This window comes from Desulfoconvexum algidum (assembly GCF_055382125.1).
This window is the reverse complement of sequence record NZ_AP042394.1, coordinates 3048264-3063016: the sequence shown is the minus strand read 5'-3', so window position 1 is coordinate 3063016 and position 14753 is coordinate 3048264. Positions and strand designations below refer to the sequence as shown.

Annotated in this window: 18 protein-coding genes; 8 read left to right on the top strand and 10 right to left on the bottom strand. The window is 34.2% G+C overall.

The features are described 5' to 3' along the window. Nucleotides 1–52 precede the first annotated feature (52 nt). Genes ACZ45G_RS14180 through ACZ45G_RS14170 form a run of 3 tightly spaced genes read left to right on the top strand, consistent with a single transcriptional unit; the run spans nucleotide 53 to nucleotide 1295 of the window. Nucleotides 53–346 (top strand): integration host factor subunit alpha, encoded by a 294-nt coding sequence (locus ACZ45G_RS14180; RefSeq protein WP_464179210.1) that lies wholly within the window; start codon nucleotides 53–55, stop codon nucleotides 344–346. A gap of 17 nt (nucleotides 347–363) precedes the next feature. Next, a complete protein-coding gene (locus ACZ45G_RS14175) occupies nucleotides 364–966 on the top strand; it encodes a DUF7713 domain-containing protein (RefSeq protein WP_464179208.1) in 603 nt (200 codons plus the stop codon). A gap of 8 nt (nucleotides 967–974) precedes the next feature. Continuing rightward, nucleotides 975–1295 (top strand): DUF6794 domain-containing protein, encoded by a 321-nt coding sequence (locus ACZ45G_RS14170; RefSeq protein ID WP_464179206.1) that lies wholly within the window; start codon nucleotides 975–977, stop codon nucleotides 1293–1295. Between the two features lie 53 nt (nucleotides 1296–1348). Here ACZ45G_RS14170 and ACZ45G_RS14165 read toward each other — a convergent pair whose 3' ends face one another. The 3 genes from ACZ45G_RS14165 to ACZ45G_RS14155 form a co-directional block, all read right to left on the bottom strand. Next, the gene (locus tag ACZ45G_RS14165) at nucleotides 1349–1822 is read right to left on the bottom strand and encodes a flavin reductase family protein (protein WP_464179203.1); all 474 of its coding nucleotides are present in this window, start codon (nucleotides 1820–1822) and stop codon (nucleotides 1349–1351) included. Nucleotides 1823–1849: 27 nt separating this feature from the next. Further along, the gene (locus tag ACZ45G_RS14160) at nucleotides 1850–2533 is read right to left on the bottom strand and encodes a putative quorum-sensing-regulated virulence factor (protein WP_464179201.1); all 684 of its coding nucleotides are present in this window, start codon (nucleotides 2531–2533) and stop codon (nucleotides 1850–1852) included. A 488-nt stretch (nucleotides 2534–3021) separates the two neighbouring features. Then, entirely contained in the window at nucleotides 3022–4254 is a 1233-nt protein-coding gene (locus tag ACZ45G_RS14155) for an ATP-binding protein (protein WP_464179199.1), read from the bottom strand. Nucleotides 4255–4801: 547 nt separating this feature from the next. Between ACZ45G_RS14155 and ACZ45G_RS14150 the strand changes: the two genes are divergently transcribed. After that, nucleotides 4802–6658 (top strand): NACHT domain-containing protein, encoded by a 1857-nt coding sequence (locus ACZ45G_RS14150; protein ID WP_464179197.1) that lies wholly within the window; start codon nucleotides 4802–4804, stop codon nucleotides 6656–6658. Nucleotides 6659–7080: 422 nt separating this feature from the next. Here ACZ45G_RS14150 and ACZ45G_RS14145 read toward each other — a convergent pair whose 3' ends face one another. Then, nucleotides 7081–7263 carry a hypothetical protein gene (locus ACZ45G_RS14145; RefSeq protein WP_464179195.1) on the bottom strand — a complete coding sequence of 61 codons (183 nt, stop codon included), beginning with the start codon at nucleotides 7261–7263 and terminating at the stop codon, nucleotides 7081–7083. 243 nt (nucleotides 7264–7506) lie between these two features. Here ACZ45G_RS14145 and ACZ45G_RS14140 point away from each other — a divergent pair, with 243 nt between their 5' ends. The 4 genes from ACZ45G_RS14140 to ACZ45G_RS14125 all read left to right on the top strand — a co-directional run bounded on the left by ACZ45G_RS14140 (nucleotide 7507) and on the right by ACZ45G_RS14125 (nucleotide 9519). Further along, a complete protein-coding gene (locus ACZ45G_RS14140) occupies nucleotides 7507–7698 on the top strand; it encodes a hypothetical protein (protein WP_464179193.1) in 192 nt (63 codons plus the stop codon). Nucleotides 7699–7772: 74 nt separating this feature from the next. After that, nucleotides 7773–8339: a hypothetical protein gene (locus ACZ45G_RS14135; protein ID WP_464179191.1), complete on the top strand. Its 567-nt coding sequence runs from the start codon at nucleotides 7773–7775 to the stop codon at nucleotides 8337–8339. Further along, nucleotides 8336–8668 carry a hypothetical protein gene (locus ACZ45G_RS14130; RefSeq protein ID WP_464179189.1) on the top strand — a complete coding sequence of 111 codons (333 nt, stop codon included), beginning with the start codon at nucleotides 8336–8338 and terminating at the stop codon, nucleotides 8666–8668. Before ACZ45G_RS14135 ends, ACZ45G_RS14130 begins: the two co-directional genes overlap by 4 nt. A 329-nt stretch (nucleotides 8669–8997) precedes the next feature. Continuing rightward, nucleotides 8998–9519, top strand: coding sequence for a hypothetical protein (locus tag ACZ45G_RS14125; protein WP_464179187.1), 522 nt, complete (start codon nucleotides 8998–9000; stop codon nucleotides 9517–9519). A gap of 652 nt (nucleotides 9520–10171) precedes the next feature. Here the strand turns inward: ACZ45G_RS14125 and ACZ45G_RS14120 are convergent. The 6 genes from ACZ45G_RS14120 to ACZ45G_RS14095 all read right to left on the bottom strand — a co-directional run bounded on the left by ACZ45G_RS14120 (nucleotide 10172) and on the right by ACZ45G_RS14095 (nucleotide 14520). Then, nucleotides 10172–10615 (bottom strand): hypothetical protein, encoded by a 444-nt coding sequence (locus ACZ45G_RS14120; protein WP_464179185.1) that lies wholly within the window; start codon nucleotides 10613–10615, stop codon nucleotides 10172–10174. A 68-nt stretch (nucleotides 10616–10683) separates the two neighbouring features. Then, nucleotides 10684–11730 carry a hypothetical protein gene (locus ACZ45G_RS14115; protein WP_464179183.1) on the bottom strand — a complete coding sequence of 349 codons (1047 nt, stop codon included), beginning with the start codon at nucleotides 11728–11730 and terminating at the stop codon, nucleotides 10684–10686. A gap of 39 nt (nucleotides 11731–11769) precedes the next feature. Then, nucleotides 11770–13392, bottom strand: a complete 1623-nt coding sequence (locus ACZ45G_RS14110) for a DUF2569 domain-containing protein (protein ID WP_464179181.1) — start codon at nucleotides 13390–13392, stop codon at nucleotides 11770–11772. Nucleotides 13393–13736: 344 nt separating this feature from the next. Further along, on the bottom strand, nucleotides 13737–14060 hold the full coding sequence (locus ACZ45G_RS14105) for a hypothetical protein (protein ID WP_464179179.1): 324 nt from the start codon (nucleotides 14058–14060) through the stop codon (nucleotides 13737–13739). After that, entirely contained in the window at nucleotides 14036–14344 is a 309-nt protein-coding gene (locus tag ACZ45G_RS14100) for a hypothetical protein (protein ID WP_464179177.1), read from the bottom strand. The genes ACZ45G_RS14105 and ACZ45G_RS14100 overlap by 25 nt, the downstream gene beginning before the upstream one ends. Further along, nucleotides 14341–14520, bottom strand: coding sequence for a hypothetical protein (locus tag ACZ45G_RS14095; protein ID WP_464179175.1), 180 nt, complete (start codon nucleotides 14518–14520; stop codon nucleotides 14341–14343). Before ACZ45G_RS14095 ends, ACZ45G_RS14100 begins: the two co-directional genes overlap by 4 nt. Nucleotides 14521–14753 lie beyond the last annotated feature (233 nt).

Genomic DNA, 14753 nt, shown 5'->3' with positions numbered 1-14753 from the left:
CACCTTTATTAACAGCCAGATACCAAGCAATCCGAAATAGGAGTACGACCCCTTGTCAGCACTCACCAAACAAATCATAATTGAAAAAATCTCAGAAGAAATTAACCAGTCGCCTCCTCAGGCAAAAGACACAGTCGAACACCTTCTTGAAATAATGAAATCCACCCTGGCATCCGGAGAAGATGTCATGATATCAGGATTCGGTAAATTCCAGGTCAATGAAAAGGCACCAAGGAAGGGAAGGAATCCAGCCACTGACCAAGAAATGATGTTGAAGAAGAGGCGAGTTGTTACTTTTAAATGTGCTGGGATTTTGCGGAATCGAATTAATGGGCAAGATCTATAAGCAAGGACAATTCAAACATGACAACTGACAAAAAAATAAAATGTGAAAACTGTGGTAATCTGACTCCTTCATATAATACTGTCTGTTTATCCTCAGAGGACAACTTACAAACCATTTGTCTGAAATGTTACAACAAAACCATTGCAGGCGCCTTAGGTGAAGATTATCAACACATGGATTTTGAACCGATAATCATAAAAGACTCCGATGAGATAGAACATAAATTCCATTTTCTCCATAGATTGTTGGGCCATATACAAACAATAGAATCTTTTGAACTCGTTGAAGGTTCTCCTGGCGGTTATGAATTCAGTGTTATTGGTGATCCAAAAGAAGATTTGTTTGAATTGTTTACAAAATTATATGAACGAATGAAAAGAGCCCTGAATAAAAAACACATATATAGGGATGAAGGAACCCGATCATGGCAAATAACTGAAGAAGATATTGTCCACGGTCAGATTTCCTGTGAGCATGATTCTTCAGATTTTGACAGAATCCCAATGGTAATAATTGATGGGAAAGAAATCTCCTGGGAAGATTTTGGGCAGATGCTTATGACTTATGAAGGATTTAATTTCAAATTCCAAATCTTTGACCGAAGTGATGAAATGGATTGAGGCGCTAAATGGATGACAATAAAAATAAACCCACAACCATAGCAGATGCAGTTAATACCCTTCTATCTGATCTCTCCATTGAGACAAAGCATCAAATTAAAAATTCAAGTGGAGACGGATTAATCAACTTTCATTTTGGTCTTGGGATGGGTATAAGAAATGAATTCGGGTTGTGGGAAAAGGACTCCAAACTGCTTGAAAACTGTAAAGAGTTGTCAGGCAATCCGAATCTCGATGTTGACACTGCTTCAGGAATTATAATCAAAGCTCTATGGGATAGATTACAAAAATTCCCTCCGCCAAAATTGGTCAGGGATGATAGTTATTGATAATGTCTTTGAAATAGATTTTTTGACTTCCGCAGAGACAGGTTGCTTTTTTCTTATTGTTTTCCAATATACATTCCATCATATTCCAAAGTGCAAAGAGGAGTGCCTGGTGAATTAACCCCGCTGTTTATAACTTCTCCAATAAAAAGAGTATGATTACCAGGATCATGGCGTTCTTTGACCTGTAATTCAAACCACGCCATACAATCTTTTAAAATTGGTGCTCCTGTTTTTTTAGTTTCCCAGGAAAGATCAACAAATTTTTTCTCAGGGTCAGGACCTTTAAACCTTTTCAGCATATCTTTTTGCGATTTGTCCAGTACATGCAATGCAAAGGCATCACTTTTTTCAATCAGGTTATGGGAATATCGGTTTGGATGAACAGCCACCAGAATCAGGGGGGGCTCATATGATACCTGAGTTACCCATGATGCAATCATACCATTAACAGTATCATCATATTTAACTGTTAAAACATAAATTCCATAGGTCATGTTACTGAATGCTGAGAGCCATTTTTTTTCCATTTCAACACCTGTATAATTGTATTTTTATTATTTTAAATAATACCCCACAGTAAACCTCATATCCTCATCCAGATCATCTTTACCAGACAACCACTTTAAATAATCTTTGGGAATATCCCTGAAAAGCTGTCCCTTATGTTTCCCGAAATACATCCGACTCAACAAAACCGGTTTACTTGAAATATCCATCATTTTGTCATCAACAGCAGCGGGAACGATATCCTTACTCATCTTTATAAATAATCTCTCAAACAACTTTTCAAGGACCAGAATATCACCCAAGGCATCATGGGCGGTGGCTTCAATTTGAATGCCCAGGTAGTATCTTAAATATTGAAGTTTGTATTTGGGAATAACACCATTCGGATCCAGGTGCCTGGCCAACTTCAATGTACAGATTATCTTTTTTGGGTGGACACCTTCTTTGACGAGCATATCAACATCAAATTTAGCATTATGGGCGACCAGTATATTGGTATCATCTTTTAATAAATCGACCAATTTTTGATATTCAGGGCTGTCCTTAAATGCTGGTTTATCAGCCACCATTTCATTCGTAATATGGTGAATACTCATTGGTTCAATGGCAATTGGCAATGGCGGTCTGAATAATTCGTTTACAATCTCACCAGTGTCGAGTTTATAGGCGAGTTGGCATAATCTGTCTTCTTTTTCAGTTCCGGTTGTTTCTGTATCTAGAAATATGAACAAGGTTGCTCCGATTCTTATATTTTATATGTTGAATTGTTTTTAAGGAATATCAGAATGGGTGTGAGGATTCAAGAAAAGTTGTTGCTATAATTTTTATATATATCAACTGTAATCTGGAAGAATGCCCGGCCATAAAGCCATTGGCTCATATAATTGAATAAAAAACTCAAAGATAGAAAAACCCTCTATACCATATGTGGGAGTGCCCAAATTTCGTCAGGACGGAGCCTTATTAATAATTAGGTTGCCAGTTTTTTTCCGGATTTTTCAAATGTCTTGTAAGTTATTGAATTTAAAAGCGATACTCACTTCCACGGGGAAGGTAGAAATCTGTTATAAATTCAACCAGTTAAGGCCACTCGCAACAGATTAATAATAGTCCGGGCTTTTAACCCAGTTCCAAACTGATATTTTAGCAAATACTGACCCGGTTAAAGTTCCGAGTTGGAAAATCTAATACTATCAAAAGAAAAATTTATTTATTAGTTTTAATCGAAAAAACAGGATGATTCATCATCATCATCATTATCTCTAATTCTGCCATATGAAATAAGCTCTTTTTCAATATTTTCAGCATCTTCTGACACATCCATAAAAACCCTAACTCTTAATAATTCATCCACAATTTCATACTGATCACCATGTACTACAAGAATATTTTGATTTAGAAACCAATTAATATCCTCTTTTTCAACAAACTTAATAATGGAAGATATATCTATTTTTCCTGGAAATTCTCCCCCCATCTGACTAATTATTGTAAAATATGGATCATATTTTGCCTCAACCTTCATATCATGTATTAACTTATCGTAAACTGCTGCTCGTTTTTGATAACATATTTTATTTAGAGAACCCATTAAGTTTTCACTATCTATTACCCCATCTGGGTATGAATATTCATGTTCCACCACATGAGAGCCCAAAAGTTGTAACAAGTGGGGATGCCCTCCTGAAAGTTGCATTATTCGATCAATTACTATTGGATCAACCTTTACTGGCATACCAGCTTGTTCAGCACTTTTTATGACAAAATGGAATTTTCTATCTAAAAAATCTTGTGCATCTTCTTGGGAAAATGGTTGTAAATCTAAAACCTCATAAATAAATCTCATTACACCTTGATCTTCGGCGACCATTTTTTCAACAAAGGGACTTACACCTGCGAAGATAAAACGTATATTATCAATGCCATTGAGTTCTGCTTTCGTGTTTATCTGTCTAATTAATTTTGCAATTGCAGGAGCACACTTCTCGACCTCATCAATTGCAATCACAAAATAACCTTGATTAGAAATAGCTTCTTTGAATGCCGTATTTTCAATTATCTTATTTAATGCCGCAAGATTCCTACCCTCTTGAAAAAGAGTATATGCTTCTTTTGAAGAAAAACTGGCAACCTTTGGTATTCCTACAGTCAAACTATGAGAACGAGAGTCGACATCTACAAGTTCTTCTAATACCAGTTTTGCTGCCAGCTCGATATTTTTTATATCAGAATGACCAACTACGATTTTATAAGAACAAATTTTTTCAGCCCCAAACCCATCCATATGAAGAAGCGTGCGGGACATTAAGGAAGATTTCCCTACTCCAAAACTACCTTGGATTGCTATTGATCCTTGCCCAATTAATCTCCCAAGAGTTGTTATCTCATTGTTTCTACCATAAAATTCGTCAGGTTGGCTGACTATTTGGCTTGGTTTAAACGGGTTTTTCATTTGATGTCCTTATAAAAATGAATTGCTTTCAAGCTTAGATTATTCACTTCCATAATACAATGTGATTCAAACCTCAAGTGATTATGACAACTAAAAAATCGAAATAATTTCATAAGAAAAATTCACGGTATAATCAAATCCACAGCAGTACTTGACACACACCAAATTCTTCCAATATTCAACAAATAAAAAGGTATCTTTGAGATTCGGCTATAAACAAGTAGGATGGCTAGAAAAAAACCTGTGGACTATCTGTAATTATGGGCGTTTTTCGAAAATTCTACAACCACAATATGTGGGATCTGTCCTATTTTCAAAAATGTAGAGCCATGTTAATAATAATCCACCCCTTGAAATTCAGGGGTAATAAAAAAGCCTATTACCATTAGTCCCCATTCACCTATATAAAAAGCTGAATAAAAACTTTGTAAACCATTTTTAATAGTGCTAAACTTTTTTTTTGTCGACATTTTAAGGATTATAAGGGACAGAATATTTTTTGCCGTTTGAATTTATTTGTTTAGATAAAAGGATGCAGAGATTACCTATGGCTATTTCTGAAGTAATTGCAAAGAGTTCGATCAGTTTTGTATTAGACTTAATAAAGCCATCAATAAAACGATATTTAACGAAACCATCATCTCACAATATCGAAAAAGCAATATCAGATCATCTAATTGAAATAGCTAATTGGAGCTCAAACATTCAGTTTTATGGGATGAGTAAAGCTAAAAACATAAACACACATACAATAAAACTTAGAATATCAGACGATTTAAAAAAATTTACACCAAAGGGTGCTCAATGTGAAAAAATACTTGATGAGACCTTTATCCTAACCAATGAGAATAATCATATAATAACAGGTCCACCTGGTTCTGGAAAAACCACGACGCTTAAAAGAATATGTCAAAATTATTTATTTAAAGAACCAACCAGCGATAACGATATATATCAATATCCTGTTTTGATCCTATTCCGAGAGTACAATTCCAAAATATCTCTTTATAAAAATATAGCAAACATATATGGAGTAAAATACCAGGACAAAGAAGAAAAAGATGCTGATGGAAAAGTTTTCTACTCTACTGTCGTCGAAGATGAAAGAATTGAAAAACATATTCCTAAATTACTGGATTCATCAAAAGCGATTTTATTATTGGATGGACTAGATGAAATAGAAACATCCATTTCCGAAAAAATTGAGTCTGAAATTGAATTATTAGCTAAGAAGTTGCGTTTTTGTAAAATTGTTATCACTTGTAGATCAGGTTACTATAGACATTTAATAAAAGGATTTGATCTTTTAGAGATACTTCCATTAGATCTCTCTCAAATTGAGCAAATTGCGAAATCATGGATTACAGACTCAGTTGGATTTATAAGTGGAATTAAGAAGCTTCCTTTTTTTGATACCGTTGATCGACCCTTATTGTTATGCCAATTGCTGATGATCTATGAAAAATACGAGAGACTTCCAGAGAAACCTTCGCTGGTCTACAAAAAAGCAATAAGCCTACTGCTGGAAGAGTGGGATGCTGATAGAAGAATCAGGAGAATTTCAAAATATTCTAAATTTGACCCAGAAGTCAAGATCTCTTTTCTATCATCCTTATCGTTTCATCTAACCTACAAGATTAAAACAAAAGTATTTTCTGAACAACAACTCTTAAAGTGTTATGAATATATTTACAATGATTTTAACTTACCTCCAGAGAGTGCAAAAGATGTAATTAATGAAATTGAAACCCACAATGGGATTATTTCTGCTACCTATAATGGAATGTATGAGTTTTCACACTTGTCACTGCAAGAATATCTGTGTGCGGAATATTTGGTTAGGTGTCCATTTACACCCCTAATCAGAAATTATATTGAACAATATCAACCACCAATAGCAATTGCGGTTGCTCTTTCATCAGAACCTTCTATCTATTTGGCTTTTTTAATATTAAAGTATAATAATCTTGAGCTCTTTAAGAAAAATAACATGAAATATTTTTTAAGTAGAGTAATCATTGAAAGACCATCTTTCAAAAAAGATTTATTTCTTGGGCTTGGAATATTAACCTTGATGGGAGAAATTTTGCCTTATGACACTATAGGTATTCAAGATTATTTAAAAGACTTACTAAGATTACCTGGAGTCTTAGAATCTGTAATGTTGGCAATCAAGCAATGTAAATATCCTACAAGAATGGATGGATATAAGGTAGTGGAATTAGAAAGAAATTTCGATAAATTAAATGATGACTTCTTTTTTGAAAGAGATCTCCCAGTACCAAGACAATATAAAATAGAGAAAAACTTACTTGATCACATATGCACAACGTATGATCTTGAAAAACGAAAAATTTTCGATACAAATAGCAGTAATCAAGAGGAATTTTGGAAATTCATATAAAAGACAGACCTCGTATTGTATATAGAGTACACTTTACTTGCGCCTGTTGACTATGAAGTCCTTTGTTTGCAAGGGGTGAGCACTATAACGTGAAGCCATGGTCTTCCTGGATTCAAAAAATCCTGTGGACTAACGCTGTGAATCTTCACAGAAAGGAACCCTGTTATATACCCTTTTTTTTCCCGGCCAGACATGGGAAAGACATAAAAACACAGCAGCCGGTTATCTACCTGCTCCCCCAGGGCGCATACTCGAAGGCAACACCCTTGCTAAAACAATTCTGCACAATGTCCGGAGTATTAAATGGTGATCGATACAAGCGATCCTGTGGTCTGCCCATGATCTTTTAAACTTTTTACTGAGCGAGGGCATTTTGATCTGGAAATTGGGAAAAAGAACCGATCTTTTCTGTTCATTTCCCTTTATAGTTCATTTTTTAATGTATGACCGACATCAAAGATATCGCTACAGGAAGGGCAAATAAAAAGCCATTTAGTAATATTTTCTTCTTTTTTAAGCATAGAATGAAAACCATCCTTATACCCACAAGATGGACAGACTTTAAATTCATCTTCCATTGTTACATTAATAATTTTGTAATCCACGGGATACCCCTTTTAAAAATTTCAATGTTATGGAATCAAACTATTCCCAGTTTTCCCAGGTACTCTGCCGTTCCATATCCTCCCATTCGTTACTGTGTAGATCAGGGAAGAAGTCCAAACCTGTCATAGCCTCTAAGGCTTCAATTAACAGGAATTTTTTATTCCTTGACAACATTATGAAATCAAGATTATCAAATTATAGATAGATAATGAATACAACAGATTTAAAAGGAGAATTAACAAATGGATTTTAAATCTTTTCTTATTGGGTTTTTAATTTGTCTTTGTATGATGTTATTAACAGGGTTTGGTGGAAGTTCATCTACTGGAAGATATCAATTAAGTAATGATAATGCTTCTAGGATAGTGATTGACACCACCACCGGAATTATAAAAAGAATACAATTGAATAAAGAATTTAATGATTTAAAATAAAGATTATCAAACTTAAAGATGGTTTAAGATTATCAATATATATAGAGAATTAAATTATATAAGGATTTAATGAAATGTATTGGGATACAATTTTAGAAACTATAAAAATAGTTGGAGGTTTTTTAGGGTTATTCTCTGCAATATTTTCTGTATGGTATAGGGAATATATAAAAACTAAGTTTAAAAATCAATTACAAGAATCTCAAAATGAATTTACTTCTGAATTAGACAGACAACAAAAAAAATTTTTATTAGATTTAGAAACGAAAAAAATGGGTTTTGATATTATAAGAACAACCCAAATAGAAATTAATAAAAATAAATTATTATTTTACGAAAATTTGATATCAGTATTACATAAATCATTTAGAAATTTAGTAAGGTATGAGTTTGATAAATCGAAAATAACTAAAGTAAATATAGATTTAATTACTGATTTATTTGTTAAAAAATCATTTTATTTTTCAGATGTCAAAATAGAAATTACTTTTTTCGAAATTATGGATTATTTCTCATTAATTAATAATTATATTTTAGAAAGAAAAGATATTCCTGAAAAAGAATTAAATAAATTTAAAGATATGAGTAACAAGTTAAAAACTCAAATGATGGATGAATTAACAAAAGAAGAAATATTATGAAACCTAATAAAAAATCTATCTGTCTATCTATAATCTTCATATTGATATCAATCTTTATATTATTTAATGATGTATTTGCTTATATTGCAGATAGACCATTAAGAATGAAAGAATTTAATGAGTCTAATAAAATTGAATATGGATGGATTACACAATATCCAATAGGAAAGTTTGAAATAATTATAAATGAAACTGGACTAAATTTTATTTCAAAAGATGAAATTCGAAAATATGTAAAATTAAAGTTAAGAGGATTTATTAAAGATTATAAAATAATTAAACCAAAATCTGATGATAATAATTATAATTGGATGAATATTGCCTTATAATTATATAAGTATAATGAAAAAAAGGAAATTTATTTTGGTTTATTGATGTTCAAGATTGAATCATCTATCAATTATAAAAAATGTGGGCAAGATTATTATATAGTATATTCGATTGCAGGTTCAGATACACAAATAAAACAATTTGTGAAAGAAATATTAGATTCTATGATTGAAGCATATGCAGAAGATTATTATTATATGAAAGACTTAAAATAGAATAACCTTCTTAAATCGACTATGAAACCCCTATAAATCATATGATTTTGTAGGGTTTTTTATAAGTATTTTCAAAAATACTTATAAACTATTTTAAATATTAAAGGGGAAGTATGAAGAAAATTATTATAATTTCTATATTTGTAATATTTGGAATAAATTCTAATTGTTTTGGTGGAGATTTATTAGAAGAATTTAGAGGAATAAAATGGGGAACAGATATATCATATTTTAAAACTAATAATTTTAAGTTTAGACATAAATGTGAAGGTGATATTGTTTATGACAAGATTGATGAAAATTTAACATTGGGAAACACTAAATTAGATATTATTGGATATATTATAAACGAAAAAACTATGAAATTTGATGAAGTGTTTATTGGTTTAAAGACAAGTCGTAATACAGATTATAAAAAAGAGAACAAAAAATTTATGAAAGAAAGGTATGATATAATATCAAATGCACTTGGACAAAATGTAGATAGTTATTATGAATCCCCTGATACTAAATCTTCTAAAAATTATAGATGGGAAAAATATCCTATTAGAGTTGAACTAAATACACATTATTTAAAAATAGGTTATAAAAAATTTAAAAAAGAGATTAAATATAAAGAAAAGGGAACCTTATAATTTAACCATATAAAAAATATAATCCCTTTCAATCAATTATAAAACCCTTTTCTATTCATTTAGAAAGGGGTTTCTTATTATCAGATGTATGTCTAATCATCCCCCTAAAATACATCAAAATACCCTCAAAAACTTAATTTTTTATATCCACACACCACCACCCCATAAATATATTCATTTCCAGTCAAAACAATCAAATAACCCTACATGAACCTGTTTCTTGGTTCAACTATCGGCATTCGAAACCCAAGTGCACAACCACCGCGGAGCGGTTTAGTTCAATAATATAAAAAATTGAACCGAGCCAGGAGCTGACTACTGGCTATTATCTGCGCTTTTCAAGATTCAAAAAAGGGAGTGGACTTTCCCTGTAAGTCTCACTTTTTAATAAACTTCTCCGAACACCACATATGGTATGGACTTTTTTTTAGGCTCTGTTGGGCAATTCAAATATATGGAAAAAGCCATCATCAAGCCTATCATAATCCCATTACGTTTTATTGTTGTTTGTAGATTGTGCTCAGAACCCGGGAAATATTTTTTCAAAATTTCTTGAAATCAAGTTGATATATTAAAGAGTTGAATATGAAATAATGGGTTTGATTAAGATTGTAAAGAAATATAGTTTAATGGTCCGCTGCAGCAAACAGGGTTATGAGCGACGTTCATACTGCCAAGTACCTTTGGTGATTTGTTCTATCCTATCCGCTTGTTTTTTAAATAATTTGATATTTGTATCTTTTGCTCTTGCTGCTTTAATATTTACGTAGCGAAAGAACCAACCTTTATATTCTTTGCCTTGAATTTCTGATAACGGAATTCTTAAAGGCGTATGACCGACTCGAAATATTGGGAAAACAGAAATATATATTGAGTTCTCATTAACACCTATGTTTACGCAACTATTGTAATTAACCAATCCCATTTTAAGGCTCTGAAAATAAAATTTTTTCCCAGCAAAATTCCCATCAGCCAAATATATGCTGCCAAGATTTCTCCAACCGCCAAACAGAGACAACAAAAAAGAAACAAACACCCACATGCCTATAAAAAACACTGGGAATAAATACGGTATTTTTTCGATTATATCATTCATTTGATAAGCTCATAACGTCCAGTGCAGCGCCTTGTTGGGCATTATTCTTCCCTCGCCGTTTTACGCATTCATTCAAAAATATACATGCTGGCGACTCTCTTCGCATCGGACGCCGTCACCTTGCCGGTGAGAATCGCGGCCCCATCCTCTCTTGAAATACTTATCGAGCCAATCCTATAGCCTTTTGAATCAAGAATTGGGAGCGTGTAGCGTTCAATTTCAGGATTGACATTTGCTACGGAGCCCCACGCAGCCCCCCACACCTGGCCAACATATTTGACGAATTCACCGCTGCTCCCTGCCGCTCTCTGCGTCTGTGGCGGAAGGCTATTCAAGTCCGAATCTGTCTTTCCTGCCTTCATCATGCCAAATACCGTCTTTGTCGCGTTGTAGATTTCGGCGATGTCGGTGCGGGAAAACGAAAGGGCAATGATGAGCGCCCGCTTGTCCTTAGAAGGACTCGAGGTAATTGTCACATCAGAGAGCGAGCACTTCCACATCGACGGCAGAGAGCCAAGCAGGGTTGGAATATCGCGTTTCAGTTCTGCTTTCGCCGCCTCGTCCGATTTCGTTTCCTTTTCAGTAGTCGAGCCTCCGGGTTGGAGGCTTGCCAGCATTGTGTCGAAATCGGTCAAAACGCTCGCCCATTGACTTGGCACCGCACTGGATTGAACAACGAATACAGTTCTTCCAGCCAAGAAATATGTGTACCGACGCCGTACTTTCTTCCCATCATCTGTGAGTTCGTATTCGCCGTTAATAAGGATCCGGCCACCTACCTTGGGAACTGCCCCTCCTACCAAACGGGCACCGGGATATTGATTCCGAACCATCGTGTCCCACTGACGCTTCATATCAGAAGTGTTGGAAGGGGGTTCTCCCGCTTCCGGCGGCATGACTTCGTGGTGGAAGTAGAAGGTCGCGTAGTCTCCTTCTGCCGTTTTCTTGCGGAATCCTACATCAATGCCCTGGGGTACGCTCTTGGTTCGAGTCCATCCGGATTGTAGCTGGAGTTGGTAAGCCTTCTCTTTCACTACCTCTTGTGCGCTTGCCGTCAGAGAATACAGCGCGATGAAGGCCAACAGAAACAATTGCAGCATCCTGTGTGATTTCATTTCATCGTCCTATTCTTGTGTTTGCGCGAAACAACATACTCACTTTCGACCAAACATGTTCGCGAACGAGACACCCAAGACGATAGCTCCGATAATGACAATGAAGCCACCTTTCTGCCCGAGTTTTTCTTTGTTCCAAAAGAGGAAGGAGCCTGCAGCTGATAATGCTACGAAACCCCACGGCAGCCCCGTTTGCTTGGAGCCACCGGTGGAGGGTTGATCAGAAGGCGGTCCATCTGCCTTAGTCTTCGAGGGATCCTCGTTTTGTGTAGGCCTAACACATAGTTGAGCGGCTGTAATACCAAGTTTTTCATTAACTTGTTTCAATTTATCATTTCCAATAAAATCTATAAACTTACTATTTGGGATCTCCCTCATTAAACCTTCCAACAATGCCTTACATTTTTTGAGATCACCGCTATTATATGTTTCAAAAATACTATCTTTAAATTCTTTTTCCGACATTGAGCTGAAATTATCATCACCTTTTGAATCATTTTTTTCGGTTAAAATATTATTATTCACTACAATTTTTTCGATTTCAGTTCGAAGATCATAAAGATCATAAAGATTATAAAGATGCTGAGCCGAAATACCGGAACGTATGCTCCACATTTCTTTTCTGTCCTCATTTTGAATAAGGCTGCATCCAAACCGAGCCAAAATATCAGGGAAAAAAGTTGGCATAGTAGACAAAGTTTTTGCAAAAATATCAATGTTTTCTGTCCGGCCTTCAAATATCAACATTCTTTCGGATTTTTCTTGGGAGTCTAAAATTCTTTTCGCTTCTTTTTCTGCTTCTTTTTTTGTTTCGTTCTCTCGATCAATCAATTGCTTTTTTAAGACCGCTTTTAAAATAAAGACTCTTTCTTTCACATATAAGGCTTTGGTTTTGTTTTCATCCCCATCACAACTTGAAAAATACTTGGCCCATAGACCGATATCGACCTTGTTTTCTTCTATCTCTTTCCATATTTGTTCGTATAATTCATTTTCATTTACTGTGATATCATTTTTTTCTTTTATTTTGAAATCATCGGTTTTCGACTGTGGAGATGGTTCTTTGATCGCAGTTTTTCTATGGAAAGTTTTAGCAATTGGTTGGTTAAAATCACTTTCTGCATCATTACATATTCCTTTAGGGTTCTTACCATATGCTGTCTGCTCCAATGCATTGTTAGGTGTTTTCTCTACAAACGTGACTTTAACTCGCTTTGATAAAAGCATATATGGAACCCATATTAGTGTAATTATTAGAGAATGACCAAACTCTTTTGTCGTTTCTGGATCAAATATTGGCTCATTTGGCATGACTGATTTTATAACTATTGCATCTATAAGTATGAAAGCCGATGTAAACAACAAAATACCTATGTAGCATTTTGGAAATGCTTTTTTCTTAGTGAAAAACAAGAAGGCTATAAATAGCCACGCTATAATAAGAGCTCCATTTATTGATATTTCTCCAATTAGTATTGCTCCCCATAGTGTATTGTATGCTCCTGTTCCTGGAGTTGTCAGCACTTGCCATGTGCCATTTGAAAAAATTTCCGAATAAGTGAAAAAAAGGAAAGCAATGATTTTCAGCGGAGAAAAAACAATTCCAATACCTACGAGAAAAAGCCAACCTCCTAATCCTTCTAAATCTTTTTCTTCAGTCATGGCGAACCCTTTATTTGCCAAACCAGTTATTATACAGATCTAAATATAATATCATTTGGAATGATATCCGAAATGCAACGATTAAAAATTTCTTTCTGTAAATCAGTATCAATGTTAGGAATTTGTGTAAAGACCTATTCAATTATATTTGCCTAAGTATAATCAAATGTCCCGATTTTCTATTCAATTTAATTGGAGATACACCTGATTAGATAGAACTCAAGATTGTTTGAGTAAATTTTGGACTGCAATCCCGGAGAGCCCTATAACGTGAAGTCCTTATCTTAAATCAAAAATTCCAAAACACCTGATATTGTATCCACATATTATTTTTCAAAATAGTTTCACAGCACCTCTTTCCCTTCCTGCTTCTTTTCTTGATCCCTTTTCTCAGCCATAGTATCAACCATATCATTAAACAGATGAACAGCTTCTGGAGAACTTATGCTGTTCTGCCCAATCTTTACGCACAATCCAATTTTTAAAGCATGGAGAATCTGAAGCGGGATATCATCAGGGTTATTCTCCACCATTGAATTAATATGATCCCAAGCTTGAGGGTTATTGCAGAAATTAGAATCATCATCTGCGTATAAGGGCAAAGAAAAAAACACCGATAGAATTGAAATTATTATTAAATTTTTCATAATTGATTTTTTTTCAACCATTGGGTTTGTTCATTCTTCGCTTTTTTGTAAACGGATTCATGAAGGTGATTAAATACATCCCTTGCAGTCTCAAAGTCTATGGTGCCAGCTTCAATTTTTTTACAGAAACCTATTCTTACAGCATGAAGCATTTGGATATCCATGTCGTGAGGATATTTTTGGACAAGCTCATCCCATTCTTTCCAGGATTCTTTATCGTGACAGTAATTTTTCTCCTGATCCTGGGCATAAGAGGGGTTGATTGTCGCAATGATGAAAATGCATATTATTAGAATTCTTTTCATGGATTCTCTTCCTGACCTAAACCCGCCATGACAAAAAATTTATTACAATGTGAACAAATGACTTTCAAGTGCAGCAAAATTCCAACAGCACAAGGTTCTCCACAGTGGGGGCAATAATAAGTCGTGAGATCTTCGTTCTGAAATGAATCTTTATCTTTTGAAGTCTTTTCAGCCATGGAATTAATCCTTCCTGAAAAGGTTTTATGTTGAATATTATTATCATATTATACGAAGAGGAAAAGATCAATCAGGGAAACCCCTATTTTTAAAAAATTCTGGGTTTTAAAGACTTTATGATGTATTGATACTTTCAATTGAAATAATGTATAGCGAGAACGTTTAGGGAAAATGGACAATTCCAATATTACAGAACCGATAATCCCACCAATTCAGAACGATCCAAATTTGA